This is a genomic window from Methylobacterium sp. FF17, assembly GCF_025813715.1.
Classification (GTDB): domain Bacteria; phylum Pseudomonadota; class Alphaproteobacteria; order Rhizobiales; family Beijerinckiaceae; genus Methylobacterium; species Methylobacterium flocculans.
Window position 1 is genome coordinate 2,458,666 of the sequence record NZ_CP107532.1, and the last position, 24,412, is coordinate 2,483,077.

At 66.4% G+C, this 24,412-nt stretch carries 18 protein-coding genes and 1 pseudogene; 14 read left to right on the top strand and 5 right to left on the bottom strand.

The genetic code is table 11. The features are described from left to right. Positions 1-134: 134 nt before the first annotated feature. Positions 135-2,018: a methanol/ethanol family PQQ-dependent dehydrogenase gene (locus tag OF380_RS11440; RefSeq protein WP_264050878.1), complete on the bottom strand. Its 1,884-nt coding sequence runs from the start codon at positions 2,016-2,018 to the stop codon at positions 135-137. Positions 2,019-2,403: 385 nt separating this feature from the next. On the opposite strand from OF380_RS11440, the gene OF380_RS11445 reads away from it, so the two are divergent. Next, positions 2,404-2,703 (top strand): hypothetical protein, encoded by a 300-nt coding sequence (locus OF380_RS11445; protein WP_264050879.1) that lies wholly within the window; start codon positions 2,404-2,406, stop codon positions 2,701-2,703. A 4-nt stretch (positions 2,704-2,707) separates the two neighbouring features. After that, entirely contained in the window at positions 2,708-3,577 is an 870-nt protein-coding gene (locus OF380_RS11450) for a trypsin-like peptidase domain-containing protein (RefSeq protein WP_264050880.1), read from the top strand. 337 nt (positions 3,578-3,914) lie between these two features. Here the strand turns inward: OF380_RS11450 and OF380_RS11455 are convergent, their stop codons facing one another. Further along, positions 3,915-5,387 carry a coiled-coil domain-containing protein gene (locus tag OF380_RS11455; RefSeq protein WP_264050881.1) on the bottom strand — a complete coding sequence of 491 codons (1,473 nt, stop codon included), beginning with the start codon at positions 5,385-5,387 and terminating at the stop codon, positions 3,915-3,917. A gap of 411 nt (positions 5,388-5,798) precedes the next feature. On the opposite strand from OF380_RS11455, the gene OF380_RS11460 reads away from it, so the two are divergent. Beyond that, the gene (locus OF380_RS11460) at positions 5,799-6,113 is read left to right on the top strand and encodes a hypothetical protein (RefSeq protein WP_264050882.1); all 315 of its coding nucleotides are present in this window, start codon (positions 5,799-5,801) and stop codon (positions 6,111-6,113) included. Between the two features lie 430 nt (positions 6,114-6,543). Then, positions 6,544-6,894: a hypothetical protein gene (locus tag OF380_RS11470; protein WP_264050883.1), complete on the top strand. Its 351-nt coding sequence runs from the start codon at positions 6,544-6,546 to the stop codon at positions 6,892-6,894. 57 nt (positions 6,895-6,951) lie between these two features. On the opposite strand, the gene OF380_RS11475 is transcribed toward OF380_RS11470, so the two are convergent. After that, complete coding sequence (locus OF380_RS11475) at positions 6,952-7,236, bottom strand: hypothetical protein (RefSeq protein ID WP_264050884.1); 285 nt, start codon at positions 7,234-7,236, stop codon at positions 6,952-6,954. 210 nt (positions 7,237-7,446) lie between these two features. On the opposite strand from OF380_RS11475, the pseudogene OF380_RS28775 reads away from it, so the two are divergent. Next, positions 7,447-7,545, top strand: a pseudogene (locus OF380_RS28775) (IS481 family transposase); the annotation flags it as partial. A gap of 13 nt (positions 7,546-7,558) precedes the next feature. Here the strand turns inward: OF380_RS28775 and OF380_RS11480 are convergent. Continuing rightward, positions 7,559-9,655: a methyl-accepting chemotaxis protein gene (locus tag OF380_RS11480; protein ID WP_264050885.1), complete on the bottom strand. Its 2,097-nt coding sequence runs from the start codon at positions 9,653-9,655 to the stop codon at positions 7,559-7,561. A 969-nt stretch (positions 9,656-10,624) separates the two neighbouring features. On the opposite strand from OF380_RS11480, the gene OF380_RS11485 reads away from it, so the two are divergent. Further along, positions 10,625-12,448, top strand: coding sequence for a methyl-accepting chemotaxis protein (locus OF380_RS11485; protein ID WP_264051296.1), 1,824 nt, complete (start codon positions 10,625-10,627; stop codon positions 12,446-12,448). Positions 12,449-12,648: 200 nt separating this feature from the next. Here OF380_RS11485 and OF380_RS11490 read toward each other — a convergent pair whose 3' ends face one another. Next, on the bottom strand, positions 12,649-13,308 hold the full coding sequence (locus tag OF380_RS11490; protein WP_264050886.1) for a L,D-transpeptidase: 660 nt from the start codon (positions 13,306-13,308) through the stop codon (positions 12,649-12,651). Positions 13,309-13,484: 176 nt separating this feature from the next. On the opposite strand from OF380_RS11490, the gene OF380_RS11495 reads away from it, so the two are divergent. The 8 genes from OF380_RS11495 to OF380_RS11530 all read left to right on the top strand — a co-directional run bounded on the left by OF380_RS11495 (position 13,485) and on the right by OF380_RS11530 (position 24,326). Then, positions 13,485-13,661: an Rmf/CrpP family protein gene (locus OF380_RS11495; protein WP_264050887.1), complete on the top strand. Its 177-nt coding sequence runs from the start codon at positions 13,485-13,487 to the stop codon at positions 13,659-13,661. A gap of 138 nt (positions 13,662-13,799) precedes the next feature. Beyond that, positions 13,800-14,036, top strand: coding sequence for a DUF6894 family protein (locus OF380_RS11500; protein WP_264050889.1), 237 nt, complete (start codon positions 13,800-13,802; stop codon positions 14,034-14,036). A gap of 1,734 nt (positions 14,037-15,770) precedes the next feature. Then, positions 15,771-16,649 (top strand): hypothetical protein, encoded by an 879-nt coding sequence (locus OF380_RS11505; protein ID WP_264050890.1) that lies wholly within the window; start codon positions 15,771-15,773, stop codon positions 16,647-16,649. 951 nt (positions 16,650-17,600) lie between these two features. After that, positions 17,601-18,911 (top strand): NAD(P)/FAD-dependent oxidoreductase, encoded by a 1,311-nt coding sequence (locus OF380_RS11510; RefSeq protein WP_264050891.1) that lies wholly within the window; start codon positions 17,601-17,603, stop codon positions 18,909-18,911. 98 nt (positions 18,912-19,009) lie between these two features. Further along, a complete protein-coding gene (locus tag OF380_RS11515; RefSeq protein WP_264050892.1) occupies positions 19,010-20,527 on the top strand; it encodes a glucosamine inositolphosphorylceramide transferase family protein in 1,518 nt (505 codons plus the stop codon). Positions 20,528-20,705: 178 nt separating this feature from the next. Continuing rightward, positions 20,706-22,031, top strand: a complete 1,326-nt coding sequence (locus OF380_RS11520) for an MFS transporter (protein ID WP_264050893.1) — start codon at positions 20,706-20,708, stop codon at positions 22,029-22,031. Between the two features lie 60 nt (positions 22,032-22,091). After that, positions 22,092-23,357, top strand: coding sequence for an arsenic transporter (locus OF380_RS11525; RefSeq protein WP_264050894.1), 1,266 nt, complete (start codon positions 22,092-22,094; stop codon positions 23,355-23,357). Positions 23,358-23,381: 24 nt separating this feature from the next. Further along, positions 23,382-24,326 carry a DMT family transporter gene (locus OF380_RS11530; protein ID WP_264050895.1) on the top strand — a complete coding sequence of 315 codons (945 nt, stop codon included), beginning with the start codon at positions 23,382-23,384 and terminating at the stop codon, positions 24,324-24,326. Positions 24,327-24,412 lie beyond the last annotated feature (86 nt).

The window sequence follows — 24,412 nt, forward strand, 5'->3', positions numbered from 1 at the left end:
GGAAAGCTCACACACCTCACCCCAACCCTCTCCTTTTAGGAGAGGGAGTCCTCTGGTGCCCCCCACACGCGGAACCCGGAGTAGGCCCGCGGGGGGAGGAAGCGCTCGGCCTACTTGCCGGCCGACTCGCCGGACTACTTCGCGGCCGCCGTCTGGTACTCACCGACGTTCGGATCGTCGTAGGGGCCCTTTCCGTTCAGCGAGAACACCATCACGCCGCCGCCCATCTGAGTGTAGTTCGCGAGCTTCTTGAACGCGCCCACTGCGCCGAGACCGGCGGTCGGGTCCTGAAGGTCGAAGACGAGGCCGACACCTGGCCAGCCACCGACGCCATAGTAGATGGCAACGAACTGCTCACCCTTGTGGGTATAGGTGATCGGGTAACCGATGGCGCCGGACGGCATCTTGAACTTCCAGAGAAGGTCTCCGTTGTCCGAGTTGCGCGCCTTGATGTAGCCGTCGAGCGTTCCGTAGAACACCAGGCCACCGGCCGTCGCCGTGGTCCCGCCCCAAACGGCGAAGCGCTCCATCTTCTCCCATTTGAACTCGCCGGTGATGGCGTTGTAGCCCTTAATCTGGCCTAGACCTTCGTAGTTCTGGCGATCGCCCTTCGGGCCGGGATACATGTTCAGTGTGGCACCGACGAAGAACTGGCCGGCACGGTAAGGCAGCATGAAGGGCTCCCAATCCATGCAGATGTGGTTGATGCCCATGAAGAAGAGCTTGCGCTCCGGGTCGTAGGAATCGTGGCCCTGGTTGTGGTAGCCCATCGCGGAGGGACAGATGTCCTTGCCGAGATGGTCCATGCGGGTGCCGTATTCGGGATCGCGCACCGGCTGGCCGGTCTTCAGGTCCACCGACTTGAACACGTTGACGGTGTCGTCGATCTTGTTGGCGGAAACCAGCGAGCCGTCGGTGCGGTCGAGCGTATAGACGATGCCGTTGCGGTCCGGATGGGTCAGGAGCTTACGGTCCTTGCCGTCCTTGTCCTTCTGGTTCGAGAGCATCATCACGTTGACGCCTGCGTAATCCCACTCGTCATGCGGAGTCTTCTGGTAGCCGAACTTGGCCTCACCCGTATCCGCGTCACGACCGAAGATGGTCATGGTCCACTTGTTGTCGCCGGGACGCATGGTTTCGTTCCAGGGCGCCGGGTTGCCCGTGCCGAAGTAGATCAGGTTGGTGCCGGGATCATAGGCGTACCAGCCCCAGTTGGTGCCGCCGCCGATCTTCCAGGCATCGCCCTCCCAGGTGGAGGTGCCAAGACCCTTCTGGCCGTAATGGGCATTGCGGATGTTGAAGTCGTCGGCCAGCAGCAGGTCCTTGTCCGGGCCGGTGGCGTAGGCGCGCCAGACCTGTGAACCGGTCTTCACATCGTAGGCGGTGAGATAACCGCGCACGCCAAGTTCAGCCCCGGACGAACCGATGATGACCTTGTCCTTGACCACGTAGGGCGCGATCGTGAGCGTCGAGCCGACCTTGATGTCGGAGTTCTCGACCTTCCAGACCGTCTCGCCGGTCTCCGCGTTGAGCGCCATGACGTTGCCGTCGAGCAGCGTCTTCAGAATCAGCGCCGGGGTCTTGCCGTCGCCGGGCCAGTAGGCCAAGCCGCGGTTCACGAGATCGCAGCAGGCCACCGCGCGGGCGGCAGGGTTCTGCTTGGGCTTGTCCTGCCACAGGATCTTGCCAGGATCGTCGAGACCGAGCGCGAAGGTGTTGTTGGGAAAGGAGGTGTGAACGTACATCTTCCCGTCCACGACCACCGGGGCGCCCTCGTGGCCGTTGAGGAGGCCGGTCGAAAACGACCACGAGACCTTCAGGTCCTTCACGTTGCTGGTGTTGATCTGCTTGAGCGGGCTGTAATTGTCCGAGTCGTAGTTCTTACCCGGCATTACCCAATTGGCATCATCCTTTGCCATCGCGATGAGCTTGTCGTTCGCCGAGGCGATGCTCGGCAGGCCGACGGGCGCGAGGGCGCCGATGGCCAGTACCGAGACCGAAGCCAGAAACCTGTTCATCCGAACGTCTCCTACCCTGATTGCCGCATCCGTTGACCGGTTGAGGTCCGGCACAGCCTTTGATTTCGCCGGGTCAGGACAAGACTCTGTATTCTTCTCAGTGTCTCGTCGTATTCATAAGAAGTTATTATGATGCTGTTCTTCTTATGAAAGTTTTATTACTGACCGGCTGGCTATTTATAAAAGCACTTGCTTGTCGGAATGTCTGCCGCCAGATGGCACTTTTTTCTTGGGAGCATTCGGCAATCGGGCGTTTGCGATCCGGAATGGGAAAAGGCCGAATATCCCTCCGTCATGCCGCAGGAGAAGATAATTGACAGACGTGCGTCGGCAGATTGATGCTTAGGACGATGGAAACCCTTCCCAGGCGAGCAAGAGCCTTGTGATGATAACCTTTCGTCTTAGTTTTTTATTATGTCTGATCGTCGGGGCCGGATCGCCCGTCGAGGCCGCCCGGCTGACCCTGGATGATCCGGTCGCGCTCTGGCCGCGGACGCCGACGGCGGACAGGGTCGAGTTCGCGACCCGGATGGGAAAGGCGTTCTCCAGCCTCTCGCCCCGACTCGACAGGGAGTACTTCGTCCGCTGTCTCGAAGAGACCGCCAATATCGGCAATCCGCGCGACACCAAGCTGGAGCAGGCTGTGAAGATCTGCGTGTCGGTTCATCAAGCGGCCGACGAGTAAGCGCTTGGCCGACGGGAACGGAGCGATGCGGGTCATCCGGACAAGGCGGCGCCTGCCCACCGCCGCTGCGCAGGTCTTGCTCGGGTTCGCTTGGCTTGGGTTCGCGCTCGGTTTGGCTCATCGCGGACTGGCGGACGACGGGCCGCGATGGGCAGCCCTCTATCCGCAAGACGCCCGGCGCGAGATCGAGGGGGCGGATTATGAGCGCTATCCCGGTGCCGGCGTGCTGTACTGCCGATCGGACGGCCTTCCCCGGAAGGCCGCCGCCGCCTGGTTGATCGGCAGCCGGAGGCTCGTCGTCATGAACGCCCACAATGTCCGCAACCGGCACCTGGCGCCGATACGCGACATCGCAGAGTGCTTCTTTCAGATCGGCGGCCGGAACTACGACTTCGCGCCCGATACGCTTCGGCTCGGCACCGTGCCGGGGGCGATGTCGCTGCACATCACCGACGACTGGGCGCTGGTCGACCTCGCGCAACCCGCCGAGGGCGTTCGCCCGCAGCCGGTCCCGGCTGCCCCCGATCTACCCAGCGGATCCGAGGCGGTCCCGGTCGTTATGGTCTCGCCCGGCGGCCACGCCAATTATCCAGGTCAGAGCAGCCTCGAGGTCTGCAAGATCCGCCAGGTCGACCCGCCGAGCGAGGATGCGATCCGGCGCGTCCGCCACGATTGCAATAACGGCTACGGCGGCTCCGGTTCGGGCCTATTCGACGCGAACGGCCGTCTCCTCGCCCTCCACAGCGCCTCTCTCGCCATGAATTCGCGCCGCGCCTTCGACATCGAATACCATTACGGCTCGGCCCTGATGTTCGAGGGCGGCCTCCTGGATGCTATCCGCGCCCGCATCGCGGCGGAGCCGAACACCCGCTGACACCGGCAATGACACCGCGGGATCATAACACCGGGCGAAAGCCCGCTTCTCGCGTCCCTCTGGGACGCCCTGCAACGGCCGAGGTGGGTGGGCACCAGATAGGCCCGCCTGTGCGAATCGGAGGCGTTCATCTTCCCGACGTGAGCCGTTTATGCAGAAGCGGTGATTGAGATGGGAACGGGCAGACCGGGAACGCCGTCCCGTCGAGCCCCGTTTTGCTTCTGTTGCGCCGCCCACCGCGCCGCGCGCCCGCGGAGTGGCAGACGAGAGGTGTGCTGTTGCAGAGGCAGCGGAATCTTGGTTCCGGCCGTTCGAAGCTCGCAAAAAGGAAGCGCCTTTACCGGGACTCAGCGGGGACCTCGGATGGCGTCCCATCCAGAGTGGGTTGTCCGGAGAGCTGCTTGCGGATGTCCGCGAGTTTGTTCTGTGTGTCTGCGAGTTCGATGCGGGTAGAGCCGAGGCGGCTCTCCAAGTCGGCCACCTCCTTGTTACGGGTCGATACATTCTCAGTAAGTGTCGCGAGCTGCGCCTGTGCCTCGGTCTGCTGCTTCCTTAAAGCATCCAGTTCGGCTGCACTGCGCTTCCGTTCGGCATCCAGTTTCGCAACCACAGACTGCAATTGGCTGCTCTGAGACGCCAATTCCTCACGCTGAGCCTGCGAACGCGTGATCTCCTGCTGCGCCTTGCTCAAGCCATCGCGGCTTTTCTGGAGTTGTTGGTTGGCTTGCGTCAGAGCTGCGGCGAGTTTGTCTCGATTGGCCGTCTGATCGGCAATCGCTTTCTCGAGCTGTGCCTGCTCGGCGACGAGCCTGTCTCGACGCCCTTGGGCTGCGTCCACGTCCTTCTGGATGGCCGTCAGGTTGAAACGCACCTGTTCAAGTGTTTGATTGGCTTCGGTGACGCTCGCACTCAGGTGCTCGCGTTCGACGCTCAGAGCCTTGAGGGCGTTCTGGGCCTCCGCGCGCTGGGCCATGAGGCTGCCCCTCTCGGCTTGCGCACGGGACAGGTCGTCCTGCGTGAGGGTGAGACTCCGACGAGCCTGATCGAGCTGCTGGTTGGTCTGGGTCACGGTGGCGGCAAGCTGGTCGCCTTTTGACTTCAGTTCATCGAGGGCCTGCTCGGTATCCTGGCGCTGTTTGGCGGCTTGCGCGCTTCCGGCCTTCGCCTCGGAAAGCTCCTTCTTTGCAGCAGCGGCGGCCTCTTGCGCCTGCTGCTGCGATTGCTCGAACTTCGCGTTGTTCGCAGCCTTCGTTTCGACGTCCTGCGCCAAGCCCTTGAGATCAGAGCGCAGCTTGGCCTCCTGCTGCCGAGCGGCCTCGATCATGCGGTCGAGATCTGCAAGCTCCTGAGTGCGGGTCGCCGCGCCCTGTTCGGCTTCGGAGATCGCTTGGCGCAGAGGTTCGAGCGTCTGTGCCTTTGCCTGAAGATCCGCGTAGCGCTTGGCTTCCTGTTCAGCGGCTTTTCCGGCCTCGGCCGCACGCGCCTCCGCAGCAGCCTGGGTCGCCTTCAGGGCGGCGATCTGCGCCACCGCCTCGGCAACCAACTCGCTGCCCCGTCGCCGCTGAGCCTCGACCAGAGCTGCCTTTTCCTGCAACTCGCTCACTGTCCCTAAAGCGTTGCGCTGCCTAGCGAACTCTCCCTGAAGGGCAATCTGGCTTTCCATCTGTGCCGCGAGCTGCGCCTCGTAGGCGCGCCGCTGTCTGCCGTGAACCACCGTCACGATCAGCAGCCACAGCAGCAGCACGAGAGCCACAACCCCGAGGCTGAACGTGAGAGGGCGACGCAGTTCCGAGCGGAAATCGACTGCCATTAGAGCGCCTCGTGTTAGGCCGGGGTGGCGGTGAGTAACGTTTGAGGGTTCGCGTTGTTCGAGACGGCGGCCACGTACCAATCGCAAGCCGCTGCGGGCTGCACGATGCGCCGCCGAGTGCTCAAAACAGCATGAGGGTGGCCGATGCTCCGGCGAGGACTATCGCCTCATCGTCTGAGGCCGAAGGATCCCGAACCCAAATCAGTATATTTATAATTTCACCGTTTCCTGAGAATGCCCGGATGGCCAACGCGCGGGGAACAATCCTTTGCACGCCGCTGGGCGACCAGCACGTTCCTGCCCTCACAGGAAGCTGTAGATTGACTTGCGCTCATGGCCGATGATTTTGACGAAACGAAAATGCCATAAGAACGACGTATGACGGCTTCGCGCCGTTTCCGGAGGTGGCCCATGATCAATGGATATTCGTTCGACCCATCTTCGGCGCTGATCGCCTTCTTCGCGTTGCCGACTTGGGTGCAGATTGCGCTTCCAGCCATGGCTGGCGTCATCGTGCTGATGAACAGCGTTGTCGGGACGGCCCTGTACTCTCGGCGCAAAGCGCTGTCGAAGGCCAAGGATTTGGCGATCGAACTGGCTGACGTGAAGGCGAAGCTCAGTTCGGAAACGCGTTGGCGCCTGGCGGATGAGAGGTGCAGAGCAGAAGTGTCTCAAGCCACCACGGAAACCCCCGGTGGCCACACCGTGGCAGTGCCTGCGATCTAGAATTGCGAGCGGTGGCGCATAGAGCCCTTAAAGCGCGAGCACCGCGATTGGCGCATCCCAGCACCGGGTATCCTCCTCGCTCGTCCGTATCCCCGGCGGAGTCCGATCCCGTACTCGGGCATCCGCCCGACCTGAACGCGGCAGAGGCCAAGGCCTGCATCATGAGTGCTATGGTCGGTGGAGAGCCGGCAAGATGGCAGGGTACGGGAAGATGGGCGTCGCTGTCGGGTGCGCTGTCGGCCACGACGAGGCCAGTAAGAAGAGCAGGGTGGTCGCCAGCAGCCTCGGGCGCAGTCGCCGAGGTGGGGATCATCTCGTCCTGCCGTGAAGTTGCCGTGTCGCTGCACCACCGACGTTCCCGGCTGGGCGTCCTTCGAGGCGAGGTCGGTCTTCGGTGGTGCGCATGGTGGCACCGAAACGGGAGACCGAAATGGCCGACATTCAATCGCGCGATCCGCTCGGGAAATCCTCAGGACAGCCGGGATCAAGCAAACCGCAACTCGTCAGCGACGGGCCCGGAGCGGCAGATCAGGCCCGTGAGGCCCTTCGTACCGTCTCGGATCGGGCATCCGAGACCTGGGACGACGTTTCCAGGCGCGGCGCCGACTACTACCGCCAAGGCAGCCGCGCCATCGGCGACGCCGACAGCACCACGGTCGCCAGCCTGTTCATCGCCGGGGCGATCGGATTCGGCATCGGGTGGCTGGTCTTCGGGCAGCAGTCCTATTCCGGCGACTACGTCGCGCGGCGCATGAGCGATAGCAGCGAGCGCGGATACTGACGGAAAGCATGCACGAGGGTGTGCCGTGATCGTACCCCTCGTGCCCCCTATGGGACCTCAGGCGGCCCGGACGGTGTCCGTCTCCCGGCTCGACCCTGCATCCGAATCAGAGACTCGCTTGGCCTCGGCGGCCAGCCCACGAAGAGCCGCCACCATGGCATCCGTCTGTTCATCGAGGTCTGCGGAGTCCTGCCACTCCGATCCACGCTGACGTGCGATGTAGAACGCAGCCAGGAGTGTGCCGAGACCGGCACCGAAAGGGGTCGCGATCACAGCCGTGAGAGCACCGAGCGGCGCCACGACCGACGCTGTCGCGAGACCGCCGCCAAGCGCTGCAAACATCAAGGGGATCATTGAGGTAGCTCCGGTGAGCCGTGAGTATGCCCGATTGGTCGGCCGCGTTGTTGTCCAAATCAGGATATGGATTGTGCTTCGTTAAGGCTACGCATCGCGACGTTTAACGCCCCCGCCGGCGGTACGCCAACAAGGCAATCACACTCCCCGGCGCCGCGAGGACGAGCACCTTCAAGGAACGCGGTGCGGCAATAGGCGAAGACCTGCCCGATCGACGAGGTCCACATCGATGCGGCCCAGGTCAGTACGGAACCGGGCAAGCTCCACCTCTTTCATTTCACCGATCGGGCGAGCAGGCCGGAGCCGAACATCAGGCAGCGCGCACGGTATCGAGGAAGCGGGTCACCTCGCGGGTGAGATGCGCCGATTGCTGTGAGAGGTCGGAGGCGGCACCCAGGACCTGCGAGGCGGCTGTGCCCGTTTCCTCGGCAGCTCCGGCGACACAGGCGATACTGACCGTCACCTCGCCCGTCCCCATGGCCGCCTGGGAGACGTTGCGGACGATCTCCTGTGTGGCCGCACCCTGCTCTTCGACAGCGGCTGCGATCGAGGCCGCGACGTTATCGATCTCGCGGATGCGAGCTGCGGTCACGCCGATCGCGGAGACCGCCTGGTCGGTGGAGGCCTGGATGCGCTGGATGTGCAAGGTGATCTCCTGCGTCGCCCGCGCGGTCTGACCGGCGAGTTCCTTGACCTCGGTGGCGACCACCGCGAAGCCACGTCCCGCCTCGCCGGCGCGCGCCGCCTCGATGGTCGCGTTGAGGGCCAGCAGGTTGGTCTGCCCGGCGATCGTCGAGATCAGGCCCACGACATCGCCGATTCGGGACACGGCCTGTGACAGTTCCTGGACCAGACGGCCGGTCTCGTCGGCCTCGCTGACGGCATCCCGGGCCAGGCCGGCGGATCCGTCGACCTGCCGGGCGATCTCCTGCACGCTGGCTCCGAGCTCCTCGGCCGCCGCCGCCACGGCGCCGACATTGGTCCCCGCTTCCTCCGCCGCCGCGGCAACGCTCGTTGATTGAACCGCAGTCTGGGTCGCTGTCGCTGTCATGGACTTGGCGGTGGCCTGCAGTTCGGAGGCGGAGGACGACACCGTCGCGAGGATGTCGCCCACCGCGCCTTCGAAGGCATCGGCCATCGCGTGCATGGTGGCCTTGCGCTGCTCCTCGGCCGAGGCTCTGGCCTGAGCGGTCGCCGCCTCGATCTCGCGGGTTCGGATCAGGTTGTCCTTGAACACCTGGACGGCGGAAGCCATCGAGCCGAGTTCATCGCCGCGGCCGGCCAGCGGGACCGCGACCTCAGTGTTGCCGGCCGCGATGTCGCGCATGCCGGCCGCGAGCGTCGTGATCCCGCGCACGACGCGAAGCTGCACGATCAGCACGCTCGCCACGATGAGAACGAGACCGAAGGCGGCGACCGCGAGGTAGAACAGGAAGTTGCTTTGCTCCCGCTCGGCGTGACGCTGGGCTCCGGCGGCGAGCTCGCTCATGATTTCGGCCGCGGTATCCACGATCGCCGACATGGCCGTGTAGTTGCCCTTCATCCACGTATCGACGGGGAAGTCCAACGCATCTCCGGCGGCGATCCTGCGGACGAGGTCCTGGCGCATGGCATCGAACGACCCGCCGAAATACGCTTCGCTGCCACGCTTGTAGGCCTGGGTGACGGTGGGCGACCTGCCCGGCTCTTCCGCCGTCCGGCCCACGACGGCCCAGAGCGTCCGGGCGCGCACCTCGGCATCGTGGATGACGTTGCGCTGCGCATCCGTCGCGGGCTGGCGGCTGCCGATCACCACGTTCACGGCCGTGCCGAGCTCCCCGGTCGCATCCCGTGTCGCCCAGGCATTCGCACGGGCATTGAGCATCGGAGCTGTGGACGGATCGAGGGCCTTGATCTCGAAATCGACGATCCGGGCGGATCGTTCGACCCGTTCGATGATGCGCCCGCCGAGGTCGAACATCCGCTTCTTCAGATCGGGGTTGCGACCGCCGAGCGGTCCATCGATGCTCGCATCGATTTCGGATCGCATCTGACGGAAGGTCGCCACGAGCGGTGCGATCTCGCCCGCCAGGGCCTGCAACTCTGGCTTGGAGGATGCGGCCAGCCCTTGTGCGGCCGCGTCCAGCGCACGATCCACGGGTGCGCGAGCGGCCAAGGTATACTCGCGTGCTGAGCGATTGGCGGACGGCTCGAGGTTCAGGGCGATGAATCCGTACCCACGCTCGTTGCGCATCTGCGAGAGGCTCTGGAACAGATTCAGCGAGAGCGCCGCAGAGCGGGCGACGCCATCGGCAGCAGACTTTTTATTCAGGCTGTTGATGAGTGCCGATGTGATGAGGCTGGCCAGGACCAATCCTATGACGGCGACCAGCGACGTCAGGGTTCGCGCAATTGTAATTTTCGGCATGGATCATCGCCTTGCGAATATCGGCCCCACGCCGGATGGCCATATATTGGCCAGCGTTACTGGAGCTAAATCAGATTAAACCGCCTCCATTTAAAATAGAGTTTAAAAATATCGTATGTTATCTGCAATCCCTGGTTGTAATGCTTGGGTCTGATTTGCGTGCAAAATTACCTTGGCTGCCGGGGACCCATCGTCGTGGATGAAGGCCGCATTCAAGCCAAGCCCGTCGATGTCCTCGAATGCCGGGTCGATGAGGGCGGGAAGGCCAACTGCACGATATTGGATCTCTGGCGTGGCCACCCGCAGATCGGCGGCATACGGCTGGATTACTGCAGAGGCATGACGAGAGGGGCGCTGGCGTCATCGGTATCGCGAGGGGCCCCATTTTCGCCGGGCATGCTCAACGCCAAGCGTTGCTCCGGCGGGGCCAACAGGATCGCGGTGCGCGATGCCGTCACCTTACGGTGTTCGCTGACTTGGTTCGTTCCAGGATCGTAGGCGCATGGTCGTCCACGGGCAACGTTGTTGCCAATAAGTATTATTCGAAAATTGTAATGATAAAATCCTTTCTCATATCATTATGGAAGACAAGCCGCATCTTGATTCAATAAATCGATCTATGGATACTCAGATAATGCATATCATTCGAGGGCCTCCGAGCCGTGCATACGGCTCGCCAGAGCTATTGCCTGGCTAATTAATTTAAACGCGATCGATTTTTCCTCCCATAAAGGGATTGTTCATCTTTTCACACCTTTTCTATCACAAGCTGTAAATCGCGGGTGATAGTAAGTGTTCAATTCTGAAGGTAAACCGGGAATCAGATCAGGTCGGGTGCGTCGGCGTCTCGGGGTTTCAGGTCGAGCGACCTTGGCGATCCTGGGTATCGTCAGTGCAACCTTTGTTGCTTGCTCAATATATATCTATGTTTCGCAATCGGCGGCTTTACGAACAGGTATCAACGCCAGGATGTCGAGCTTGAGCACGACTGCCTCGCGGGGCGTCGGCAATTGGCTGCGGGGTAAACTCGATCTGACCCAGGGGATGGCGCAAGTGATCGCCATCGGGGGGGCGGGACCGGAGGCAGACGGAGTCCTTGGCGCGCCGATCGCGCGAGAGACCTTCCTGCTCAGTTCCTTCGGACGGGCCGACGGTTTCTACACGAAGATGCCGAAAGGGCCGATCGCCGCCGGCTACGATCCGCGCCAGCGCCCCTGGTACAAGGGTGTCGTGAGCGCCAACGGCCCGATCCTGACGGAACCTTATGTGGCCGCGACGACGCGGACGCTGACCATCACGGCATCGGCACCGGTCCTGGACGATAAGGGCACTTTCCTCGGGGTCGTTGGAAGCGACTTCGATCTCGGCGCCCTGACCCGCATGATCAACGAGGTCGATATCGGTGCGAACGGCTACGCCTATCTTGTGTCCAACACCGGCAAGCTCCTGATCCATCCGCGCGCTGAGCTGATCGGCAAATCCCTTTCCGACCTGATATCGGGTCCTGTCCCCAAGCTCGGATCGGGGCCTGCGGAAACGATGGAAGGTGATCGCGCGACTTTGACCGTCTTCGTTCCCGTGCCGAATCTGCCCGCGACACTGAACTGGTACATCGCCCTGTCCGTGGACAGCGCCGAAGTCTTTGCCCCGGTGCAACGCCTCGGTCAGATCATGGCCGTCGCGACTCTGATCGTGCTGGTGCTGCTGGCGGTCGTCGTCAGTCGCCTGATGGCGGTCACCGTTTCGAGGCCGATGAACCGCTTGGTGGGCGTTCTCCAACGCATGGCTCAGGGCGAGATCGACGCCGACATCGCGGAGGCACGTCGTTCAGACGAAATCGGCGATGTCGGCAAGGCGGTCCAGAGCATCAAGGCGATGGTGGCCCAGAAGGCCCTCGCGCAGGCCGAGATCGCGCGGCTCGCCGAGGAGGCGGCGGCGATGGAGCGTCGGCGCACGATGCTGGAACTCGCGGATGATTTCGAGAAGGCTGTGGGCGGTATCGTCGGCATGGTGTCCTCGTCCGCCACGGAATTGCAGGCCACCGCCCAGACGATGACGGCGACCGCGGAGCAGACGGCAGCCCAGTCTTCCAGCGTCGCGGCCGCGGCCGAGGAGGCCGCCATCAATGTGAGCACCGTTTCGGCCGCAACCGAGGAACTCGGTGCGAGCGTGCACGAGATCGCCCGCCAGGTGTCCGGTTCTTCCAGCCTCGCGAACGCGGCAGTCAACGAAGCGGATCACACCGGACGACTGGTTGCGGAACTCTCCCAGGCGGTCACCCGGATCGGTGAGGCCGTCGGCCTGATCTCGAACATCGCCTCGAAGACGAATCTGCTGGCCCTGAACGCGACGATCGAGGCCGCGCGGGCGGGCGATGCGGGCCGCGGCTTCGCCGTGGTAGCCGTCGAAGTCAAGGATCTCGCCAACCAGACTGCGCGCGCGACCGAGGAGATCACCGGGTACATCACCCGCATCGAGGGCTCGACGGGTCAGGCGGTCGCGGCGATCAACGGGATCGTCGTGCGCATCCGCGAGATCAACGGGGTGGCCGCCTCGATCGCAGCGGCGGTTGAGGAGCAGGGGGCGGCAACCCAGGAGATCGTACGCAACGTGGCGGAGGCGGCCAGCGGAACCAGCGAGGTGACGAGGAACATCACCGGCGTTGCCGGCGCGGCCGAGCGCAGCGGAACGGCCGCCGTCCAACTCCTCGACTCCGCCTCCACGTTGTCACGTCAGTCGACCCATCTCGGCCACGAAGTCGCGCGCTTCCTGCACAGGGTCCGCGCCGCCTAGGGTGACCTCGTCGCCGAACGGTTCGACCGGATCACACCCCGTCTCACTGATCTCGACCTACGGTCGGGAACAGTGGTGGGCAGCGGAGGATCTCGAGCAAGCTTTCAGTGTGACGCGGGATTCGGTGCCGCATTGTCGCTTTCCGAATGCCGGGCGACGGCAGCGGCGATGCCGCATGGCTGCTCGCTGAGCGACCCACTTCAGTAGAACTCATCGCGCAAGCCATACGCGTCGCCGGGGCCGTAGATATCGGGCGCATCGTAGCGATCCGAGGGGCGATGGGCCCGGCGCACCGGGGACGGTGCGCCCCAATGGGTAGGGGTCTCCCGTCCCATCTGCATGCCGGCCGACATCAACCCCGAGGCACCGGGATTCCCGCGACTTCGGGACCGCGTGCCGTCTCCGCGACCACTCGCCAGGAGGGAGCCGCTGCCCGCGATCACCACCCGGGTGTTGGCCATGCCCTGGGCCGTCACGAGACTGTACAGAGCCGCGGCATGTTGCGGGGAAAGCCGCACGCAGCCATGCGAGGCGGGGCTGCCCAGCCGCCGGGTGTGGTTCGTGCCGTGAATGGCGTGCCCTCGCCCCGTGAAGAAGATCGCGTTCGGCATCGGCGCATCGTCGAACTCGCGTGAGACATGCCTGCGCGCCATCCGAAATGGGCGGTAGGCGCCGGTCGGCGTCTCGAAGCGGGCGAGACCGGTGGAGACCGGCCAGGCGTGGCGCGCCTGTCCGTCGACGGTCACCGTCATGCGCTGCGCATCCGTGTCGACGGTGACTAGGAGGTCCGCCGAAGCTGGCAGAGGCAGTCCGAAGGTGAGGAACGCCGCCGTCAGGATGGCTGTCGCGGGAAGGCGCATCGGAGCCTCGCATGGGGACTGGGGTGTATACGAAGTGTGGAGCACGTCGGTAGCGTTACGCTGATCCCTCTCCGAGGTTCCTCTGCGCCGCCCTGCGGTTGCTGGCGGGACGTGTCCCGGATCGCCGCCGGACCGCGCGGCTTGGAGACCGACAAGGGAGCCCTATGTTGTGGGACATGACCGAACCCGACGACAACCTCGATCACTACACCCTTGGCCTCTCCGCGCCCGGCAAAGGCCTGAAGCGCGAGGCCTGTCCCTATGCGGAGGGCACCGAAGCGCATGCGCAATGGATCGCGGGATACGATGCCGCCGTGACTGCGGGTGAGAGCAAGTCGGACAAGACTCGCTGAGAACGCGCCGACCGGCGGGACTTCAGCGCGTGGTCCCTGGGCGACGATGGGAAGCCGGCGGCAACCGGGCGCAGTGCCGGTTTGCGCATCGTACGGAAGTGGACAGCAACATCGCTGAGGTTCCGGCGTTGGCGACCTATGCCCCGCTATTTCCTCAATATTCGCGATGGTTCCGAATTTATCCAGGATCATGAGGGCAGTGTTCTGCCGGATATCGAAGCGGCGTGCCGCGAAGCGATCGCGGCTGCGCGTGACATCCTCGCCGCAAAGCTTCGTGCCGGCGAAGTCGTGAATGGTCAGATTTTCGAGATCACCGACGAAACGGGACTCGTGAGGGTGCGTCTTCCGATGCGGGATGCCATTCGGACGACTTGACCGATACGGAAGTCTGACTTGAACCGGACCTTGGTTGGGCTCGACACAGTGAGATGGTCCTCCGTCGCGCCCTTCCGCAGAACTTCGCGGGCCTCCACCAGCGGCTAGAAACCATGAGGCCCGTCACGAGATCGAGCACGCGCGGATTGCAACGCGAAATCTGATGCTGCGTCATCATTGATCCCCCGTGAGGCTCTTGCCTGCTCAGATTGCGCTGCGGTCTTGCACCGAGGGGCCGGGGCGTCATCCTGCGTACCTGCACAATCTGGATCGCGTTCACGACACGACGAATCGGTCTGGTGGATTGCTGTCCGGTGCGTTCGGGACATCGAGGACAGTTGCGTCGGCCGAGCGCATTCCACAACGCGACGATACCATTGCGTTGGTTCTATTGGTGGACCTCTTGCAAGCGCCCTTACCATCTCTTAAGACCATAGCATGAAGATGGTGGCGGAACCGCCCTTGCCTTCCTAAATTACCAGTTCAGACGTCCAGCATTATCAGATAGCGAGCTTCCGTTGCGTAAACAGGGACGACAGTCGTTCACCGTCGAAGTGAAGACTGGCCCAATGGGGAGTCGTACGTCGATTCCCGCCAAGCCATCGCGCGTGCCACGCAAGGGGATGCGGGCAGTTGACCCCGCCAGCCCGATCGCGGCGGTCTTCGCCCAGGAGGTGTTCCGACCTCTGGAGAGCGGGAAAGCCGAGACATCCCGGCGTATCCTGCCCAGCCTCATCGCGTGGGAACCGGCGGCACCGGAGGCCGAGCCGGAACTGGTCCGGGAGCCGCCGCTGCCGCGCGTCCGCCGCGTCCTGCCCGCTCCGGTCGCCGAGGAGGCTCCACGCCGGAGAGGCCGCCCCCGGAAGGTGGCGACGCCTGTGGCGACGGATCCCGACATTGCGCGCGCGGCTCCGACCGAACCCACGAACCATTCGCCATCGGCACCGGTGGCGGCTGTCGCAGAGATGCCGGTACGGCGCAGTCCCCGGATCGAGGCCGCGGGCCTGTCCCGCGCGGACCGTTGGAAGCGGCGCCTGCCACGCGCCTGCTGGTAAGAGGATCAAGGCTCGACGATTCCGGCCCGTGGTCGGAGTCGTGAGACCCGCGGGACGGCCGTCGCCTTCCCACCGGGTGAGAAGATGTCGATGAGTCGGGTGCATCGAAGTCCGGCGTAGATCGCAACTAGCCGAGGCTTTCTCGAAGTTCCGATCGGGGCGGACCGCCTGTTGTTCCGATGGCCGGACAGCATCGATCCTTTGGCGGGTCGTGACCTGATCCTCGCCCTTGATCCGCCTTCGCGGAATAAACGCCGACCTGGGACATCCCCGATGCCGACTCCGGCATCCGCGCACAGCGGCGGAGGTGTGCTTGGCGACTCAATCTTCATCGCGGCCGCGCGTTTTACCGGCCGTTCAGGGATGGCCCGGTCAGCCGCCCGCCACTGGCCTAGCTGCCGTTGCTCTCTCATCCGAGCCGATACCGCGAGCGACGGGTCCGACCGGCTGGCGTCGATATCCGCCGCCTGAACGTGGCCTCGCCCATCCGGCCGTCTTTCGACCATCCAACATGTTCTTCGCGAGGGCCGATCCGCCGGGGCGACGCTGTTCCGCCGCGACCCTTGTTGACCGCGCGGGAAAGCGCGTACTAAGAGATATAGCATCAGCTATAACTCGGGTTAGAGCGTTGCGGACACGTCAATCCCCCGGGGGCCACCCCGCAATCGCCCTGTTCCTTATGCTCGCTGCCCTGACGGCTGGGACGGTGCGCCTCGCGTCTCCGGCTGTTGCCCAAGCCCTTCCGACGGCCGCGGAGAACCTGACGCCGGGTGACATCGACAGCGAGCACCTGTTCGGCTTTACGGAGGGCAGCGACCTCGGCGTGCCCGGCGAAGTGGAACTGGAGTGGGAGACGACGGGTCGCGTCGGTAAGCGCCTCGGGCGGTTCGTTGCCCTGGACACCGGGCTTGCCCTGAAGGTGCCGCTTGCCAACGATTTTCGGCTCGCACCCGGCGTCACCTTCAACGCCTACGAAATCGGCGCGCCCGGTCTTCCCGCTCGGCTCGACGGCGGCGTCAATGGCGGATTCCTCGAAACGCGCCTGCGTCTTCTCGACCGCCGCACGGGGCAGTTCGGCCTCACCCTCAACATCGTCCCGGCCTATAGCAGCGTCGATGCCGGCTCCGGTGCGGCCGCGCGGAGCTTCGGCACGGAGGTCGGCCTCCTCGCGGATCATGAGGTGATCCCGGGCAAGCTGGTGGCGGCCCTCAACACGAATTTCTCCTTCGCCGCCACGAGCCTCGGCAACGGGGATGAACGGGTGCGTGGATCGGGCTTCGAAGTGGCCGGCGCCCTGGCCTGCCGCCTCGGCGCCGGCGTGTTCGTGGGCGGAGAGGCACGCTACGCACGAACCTATGACGGCCTGACCCTCGACCGGTTCGCCGGTCATGCGGTCTATCTGGGGCCGACGGTCTACACGACCCTCTCCCCCCATGCCTGGGCCTCGTTCACCTGGAGCTTCCAGGTGGCCGGAAGGGCCGAGGGTGAGCCGGGTCCCCTCGACCTGACAGGCTTCGACCGACATCAGATGCGTCTGCGCGTGGGCTACAGCTTCTGAGCTCGCGGGTCAGGCGGTCGGTTGCCTCGGATGCCGGATGACCGGAGGCGAACCGAGGCCTTCGTCGCGGCGCTGCTCGGAATGCGCGGCGGCCGTTGATCCCGGCCGCGTTGCCGACGTGAGGGACGCCTAAGGGCTGCAGCCCCGGCAGATCCCCTTCGAGAGGCCGACCCTGGCCGGAGCCGGCCGGCGCCGGCTCACCTTCCCGGGCCTTTCCGCTGCAATGCGCAGCCGAACCGCCTCGCGCCCGATCGGATCGTCCTGCCGCGGAATCGCCGCGTGGGCACCGGCCTGATCGCGCTGAACCTCCCGCAGGAGGGCTCGGCCCTCCCGCCCGGCCTCGGCGATCCTGCGGTCCGAGGCGGATAGGGCCCGTCCCCCGCTGGCGGAGGGAGCGACCGAGCCGCACAGGATGACGGCCACCAGGATGCCGGGCGTGGACCACCCCCCTCGAACCCGCGTGTCGCGCCGCGCTGAAACGCCCATGCCCATCGTGCTGCCCAGCCGTTCCGTTCGATGCTGCCGCTCAACGTGTACGCGGCCCGCGCCGTGAGGTTTCCATCCCGTCGCGGCGCGCGCGCTTGCCCGCCCGATCAGCCGAGAGCGCGGAATCGAACAGGCCGGCATCGCGCCGCGTTGCTCCTGGCGCAGGGAAGCGAGGGTGCCATGGATGGTGGTTTGATCTGGCTCGGCATCATCGGCGGCACCTTGCTGATGGGTGGGTTCGCCTACCTCTTCGCGGCCCGGGCGAAAGCACGCCGGCGATAGGGTTCCGGCGTTGGGAGGTATTCCGCGCCGATCCCGAGGCCGGCCGTGACCGAAGAGGCAGGCCCGCTCTCCCCCGGCGGCATGGCTGGGGCGGCGCCGGCTCCCCTCGCTCCCGCCGCGGCCGCCTGATACGCCGATGGGCCCGCCGCCGTGCCGACGCGGGTGCAGCCGAACGGAGTCCCGATGAGCGTCGTCACGCCTGAGCCCGAACTGGACGTCGCCGTGGTCGGGGGCGGGATGGTCGGCCTCGCCTCGGCCATCGCCCTGCGGGAGCGGGGTTTGCGGGTCCTCCTCCTCGATCCGGGCGAGGCCCGGGCCCGGACCTCCTACGGCAATGCCGGGGTGATCAGTCGCGGCTCCATCTTCCCCATGTCGAGCCCGGCCCTCTGGGCGAAGCTCCCGACCTATCTGCGTAACGCCGACCGGGGATTGCGCCTGCGCCACAGCCACGTCGCGCGCGTCATCCCCTGGACCACGCATTTCCTCGCCGCCGCCCGCGCCTCCGCATGGGAACGGGCCGCGGCGGCCCTGCTCCCGCTGACGAGCGCGGCGTTCGCCGAACATGCCCGGCTGGCCGAGCGGGCGAACGCCGCGCACCTGCTCACCCGCCCCGGTTGGATCAAGCTCTATCGGACGGAGGCCGATTTCGCAGGCGCCGCCCTGGAGCGGAGCATCCTCCAGCGGCACGGCGTCGGTCTCGAGATCCTCGATTCCGACGCGATCCGCGAGGCCGAGCCGGCCCTCACGCGGACCTATGCACGCGGCATGCTGCTCCCCGAGACGGGGGCCGTGAGTGATCCCGGCGGGCTCGTCGAGGCCTACGAGCGGCTTTTCCGCGCGCTCGGGGGCCAGATGCTCCATCGGGCCGTCACCGACATGGAGCCGGGGGAGGGCGGCTGGTTGGTGCGCCACGCGGACGGCGCGGTACGCGCGCGGCAGGTCGTGCTCGCGGCCGGCGCGGCCTCGGGTGAGATCGCCCGCCGCCTCGGCTATCGCTTCGCCTTCGCGGCGGAGCGCGGCTACCATTGCCATTTCGCCCTGCATCCGGACAGCCCGCCGCTCACCCGGCCCGTGCTCGACACCGGCGCCGGCTCCATCCTCGCTCCGATGGGGGAGGGGCGCGTGCGCGTGCTCTCGGGGGTGGAACTCAATGCCCGCGACGCGCCGCCGGACTATCTCCAGATCGAGGCGGCCTCCCGTGAGGCCGCCGGCACCCTGCGTCTCGGGGCGCCCCTCGACAACCGGCCCTGGATGGGGGCGCGTCCCTCGACGCCGGACGGCCTGCCGGTGATCGGTCCGGCCCCCCGGCACCCCGGCCTGATCTTCGCGTTCGGCCACGGCCATATCGGTCTCTCCACCGGCGCGATCACGGGGCGTCTGGTGGCCGACCTCGCCACCGGCCAGGCGCCCGCCATCCCCCTGGCGTCCTTCGCGCCGGAGCGCCTTCTCGGCTGGCCGCGCTGGCCCGGGCGGGCGGAGCGACGCTCCGCGTAACCACCCGATTGACGCGTTCCCCGCGAGGCGTCATGCCGGAGCGCGCGAGGCCGCCCGTCGCGCCCTCCCGATCCAGCGCACGCGAGACCCGACACGCCATGCGCCTGTGCGTTCGCCTCGACGGGGGCATGCCTCGGCGCTGGCATCTCCGCCTGCTCGAACGCCTCGCACGGCGTCCCGGCCTGTCGGTCTGCGTCGATGCACGGCCCGGCCCCGGAGTCCTGCCGGTCAATGCCGCGCTGCTGTTCGGGCTGGAAGCGTTGCTGCGGCGCCTGCCCCGCGACGGTCCCTCCGCGCCCCTGACGCCGGCGGAACGCGATGCGCTCCCGCCCGAGGGGCAGGACCCGCCCGATCTCATCCTGGACCTCTGCGGCGATGCCGAGGCCGGGACCGGCACGCCCGTCTGGCGCCTGCGCTACGACGGCGCCGGCGGGGAGGCGTCCCTGCTCGCCAGTCTGCTCGCCGGACGGACGCCGGTGGTGACCCTGTCGGACGGCGAGCACATCCTCGCTTCGGGCCGGGTCGGCACCGAGGCGCGCGGCGTCATGCTCACCGCCTTCGAGGATGCTCTCGTGCGGACCATGAGCCTGATCCTGGCGTCACTCGGCGGCGCCGGACCGCGCCTCGTCGATGGGTCGACCTTCGCGCGGGAAGTCCCGGCGAGCGCATGGTCGGCCCTCGATCTCGGCGCCCGCGCCGCCCGCCTGGGCTCCCGGATGGTGGCCCGGCGGCTCCTCGACCTCTGCACCCGTGCGCCCCATTGGCGGATCGGGTGGCGGCGGCTCACCGGCCCCGACGTCATCGACCTGCGGGCGCATCCCGAGGGCGGCTGGCGGACCTTGGCGGATGATGGGCGCCGCTACTACGCCGATCCGTTTCCCGTCGCGCATGCGGGCGGCACGATGCTCTTCGTGGAGGAGTACGGCTACGCGCACGACAAGGGCCTGATCTCGGCCGTTCCCTTGGGTCCTGATGGCCCCATTGGTACGCCGGTGCCGGTGCTGGAAGCCGCGCACCACCTTTCCTACCCCTTTGTCTTCGAGGTGGACGGCACGCACTGGATGGTGCCGGAGAGCGGTACCACCGGGACCGTCGACCTCTACCGGGCCACGGCCTTCCCGGGCGGCTGGGTGAAGGAGGCGACCCTGCTCAGCGGCCTCAGCGCCAGTGATCCCACCCTGCTCCGACAGGACGGGCGCTGGTGGCTGTTCGCCTCGGTACGGGACGACGGTGAGCGGGATGGGCCGTTCGCCGCCTGGGGCTCCTATTCCGATGCGCTCCACCTTTGGTCGGCCCCTGACTTTCGCGGGCCCTGGACGCCGCATCCGGCGAACCCGGTCCTCATCGATGTCGCGTCCGCACGCTCGGGCGGGCGCATCGTGGCGCGTGGCGGGGCACTGTTCCGGCCCGTCCAGGATTGCCGGGACGGCTACGGCTCGGCCCTCGGGCTCGCCCGGATCGAGCGGCTCGACGCGGAGGGCTATCGGCAGCACGTGGAGACGATCCTGCGGCCGGGTCCATCGTTTCCCGGCACGGGCCTCCACAGCCTCAACCGCTCGGCGGACTTCGAATTCATCGACGGCGCCGGACGCGTGCCACGGCGTCTCCGCCCCTAGCCGGAGCATCCGATCGGCACCCACGCGCAACCGGCACGGGATCACGCCGATTTTAATCCCGTTCCCGGAACGAAGTGTCGCGCGCCCGCTTGTGACAGCACTCGACGGATAGGGGGTGCGGTAGCGCACCGTCTCCTGTCCGGTCTGCCGAGCCGTCTGAAGCTTCCGAGAGTCACCGATGACCGCGCCGATCCCCTCCCGGCCCGCAGCCGCGCGCGCCCCGTCCGCGCAGGTCCTGCGTGGGCTCGACGCCCTCAACTTCTTCCTAGCCGATGTCCGTGACGGGCTGGGGCCGTACCTTGCGATCTACCTCATCGCGGTCCGGGGACCGGACCAGGGCTGGAACGAGGCCACCACCGGTCTCATCATGACCATCGCGGGCATCGCCGGCCTGATCGCCCAGACCCCGGCCGGCGCCCTCATCGACCGGACCAGCGCCAAGCGGGCCGTGGTGATCGCCGCAGCGATCGCCGTGACCCTGAGCTGCCTCGTCCTGCCCTTCATCGGAAACTTCTACCTGGTTGCCGCCACCCAATCGGTGGCCGGTATCGCTGGAGCGATCTTTCCACCCGCGCTCGCCGCGATCACCCTGGGCGTCGTCGGGCCGAAGATGTTCGCCAAGCGCATCGGCCGCAACGAGGGCTTCAACCATGCCGGCAACGCCGTCTCCGCGGCGATCGCGGGCGCCACGGCCTACTTCTTCGGGCCGATCGTGGTGTTCTGGCTGATGGCGCTCCTGGCGGTCTGCAGCGTCGGCGCCATGCTGCTGATCCCGGCGGACGCCATTGACGACGACCTCGCGCGTGGCCTCGACCAGACCGAGGCCGACGCGAAGCCAGAAGGCCAGGAGGAGCCGTCCGGCCTGACCGCCCTCCTCAGGAACAAGTACCTGCTGCTCTTCGCCGTGCTCGCGGCCCTGTTCCACCTGTCGAACGCCGCGATGCTGACCTCCGTCGGCCAGTTGCTCACGCATCTGGCGGGCAAGGACAATGCGACCTCGCTCATCGCTGTCTGCATCGTGGCGGCCCAGTGCGTGATGGTGCCGGTGGCGGTGTTCGTCGGAGCCAGGGCCGACGCGATCGGGCGCAAGCCGATCTTCCTCGTGGCGTTCGGAGTCCTGGCAGCCCGGGGCGTCCTCTACACCCTGTCGGACAACCCGTTCTACCTCGTGGGCGTGCAACTCCTCGACGGGATCGGCGCCGGGATCTACGGAGCCCTGTTCCCCGTGATCGTCGCCGACCTGACGCGGGGCACCGGGCGCTTCAACATCTCGCAGGGGGCTGTCGCGACGGCTCAGGGGCTCGGTGCCGCGCTGAGCGCGACGCTCGCCGGCGTCATCATCGTCTCGGCCGGGTATTCCGCCGCCTTCCTGGCGCTGGCGGCGATCGCGGCGGCGGGCTTCATCCTCTACCTGTTCGCCATGCCGGAAACGCGCGGCTTCGAGCCGGGCCGGTCCGATGCCGACGGGGGTGGGATCAGCCCGATCCCGGCTCCGGCGGCCTGAGGCGATGGCGCTTCCGGACGAACTCCACGTCTTCGCTTCCGTCAGCAGGCTGTCCCGCCGATGACGCCTGTCCTCACGCCCCAACTCGCCACCTGGGTGATCGCCGGGTTCGCCACGCTCGGCGTCATCGTGCGGCCGTTCTCCTGGCCCGAGGCGGTCTGGGCCGTGCTCGGCGCCCTCACACTGCTTCTCCTCGGACTGATCTCGCCCGCCGCCGCCTGGGCGGGCGTGGCCAAGGGATTGGATGTCTACCTCTTCCTCGTCGGCATGATGCTGCTCGCCGAGATCGCCCGGAAGGAGGGGCTGTTCGACTGGCTCGCGGGCATCGCCGCGCGTCAGGCCCGGGGCTCGGCCACGCGGCTCTTCGCGCTGATCTACGTCGTCGGCACGGTGGTCACGGTCTTCCTGTCGAACGACGCCTGCGCGGTGGTGCTGACGCCGGCGGTCTACGCCGCCACCAGGGCCGCGAAGGTCGAAAACCCGCTGCCCTACCTCTTCATCTGCGCTTTCATCGCAAACGCGGCCAGCTTCGTGCTGCCGATCTCCAACCCCGCCAACCTCGTCGTCTATGCCGCGCACATGCCCCCGCTGATGCAGTGGCTCGCACGCTTCGCGCTCCCCTCGGCGCTGGCGATCCTGACGACCTACGCGGTGCTGCGCCTGACCCAGAATGCCGTGTTGAAGCAGCAGCGCGTCAGCGTCGAAGTCGAGACCGCGGACCTGTCCCGCACCGGCAAAGTCGCGGGGCTCGGGATCGTCGCCACGGCGGGCGTTCTGATGGGGGCCTCCGCCTATGGTCTCGAACTCGGCTTGCCGACCTGTGCGGCGGGCCTCGCCACCACGATCCTCGTCTTGGTGCTCCGGCGCGGCGGCGCAGTGGCTGTCGTCAGGGACGTGTCGTGGAGCGTCCTACCCCTCGTGGCCGGCCTGTTCGTGCTCGTCGAGGCCCTGGAGAGGACCGGCCTGCTCCAGGCCCTGGCCGCGCAGTTGAAGCTCGCGGCGCAGGCTTCGCCCGGTGGGGCGGCCTGGGGCGGCGGAATCCTCGTCGCCGTCCTTTCCAACGCGGTCAACAACCTGCCGGCCGGCCTCATCGCGGGGGCGGCGGTTCAGGCGGCGGATGTCTCCGACCGGGTCGCGGGGGCGATCCTCATCGGCATCGATGTGGGTCCCAACCTCTCGGTGACGGGCTCGCTCGCGACCATCCTCTGGCTCACCGCGATCCGCCGCGAGGGCCAGGACGTGAGCTTCTGGCGCTTCCTGAAGCTCGGATGCCTCGTGATGCCGCCGGCACTCCTGTTGGCGCTGGCCGGCCTTCTCCTCGTCTGATCCGCCTCGCACCTCAGGATGCCCGTGAACCCGGCTCTGCTCTATCCCTTCATCCTCGTCGCGGGCGTCCTTCAGGCCCTCGGCAATTCCATGAACGCGCAGTTGCGCGGACGCCTCGTGAACCCATGGCTCGCCGCCTCGGTCTCGTTCCTGCCCATCGTGTTCGTGTTCGCGACGCTGTTCCTCGTCATGCCGACGCCACTCCCCACCCTGGAGACGCTCGGCACGATGCCCTGGTACGCGCCGCTCGGCGGGGTGGCGGGTGCGGTGGCGGTGTTCGGCGGCCTCGCCTTCATCGACAAGGTCGGTGCCGGGCCGTTCAACGGCTTGACACTGACCGCCAACATCCTCGCCTCCCTGGCTATGGATGCGTTCGGGCTGTTCGGGCTGCCGGCCGGCGGGTTCAAGGTGATGCCGTGGCTCGGGGGCCTGCTGATGGCGGTCGGCGTCGCCTTCATCGCGCGCAGCACGGCCGCCGAGGATCAGAAGGAACCCGGTGCGGGGAAGGAGGCCGGGCACGGTCTCAATCCGAAGCTCCTCTACCCCTTCATCGTGGTGGCGGGCATCCTGCAGGCGGTGGGCGTCGTCTGGAATTCCCAGTTGCGCGGCGCCCTCGTGAACCCGTGGCTCGCCGCCACCGTCTCCTTCCTGCCGGTGGTCTTCGTGTTCCTGCTGGTGTTCCTCGTCCGGCCGACGCCGCTCCCGAGCCGCGCGGACGTGGCGGGCGTGCGGTGGTGGATGCCGCTTGCCGGCCTCACCGGGGCGGTGGCGGTGTTCGGCGGCCTGCTGTTCGTGGACACGGTCGGCGCGGGGGCCTTCAACGGCCTCCTCATCACCGCCAACCTCCTGACCTCCGTGGCCCTGGACCACTTTGGCTGGGTCGGCATGAAGCGCGTCGAGGCCGGCCCGTCGCGGCTCGGCGGCGCGGCCCTGATGATCGTGGGAATCGTCCTGATCTCGATCTTCTGAACCGGCTTCCGGCGCGAAGCTTGAGGACAACCGGGCGCAGCCAACGGGAGACGTTGGCGTTTTCGGCGTGCGGCGTGCTAAAGGTG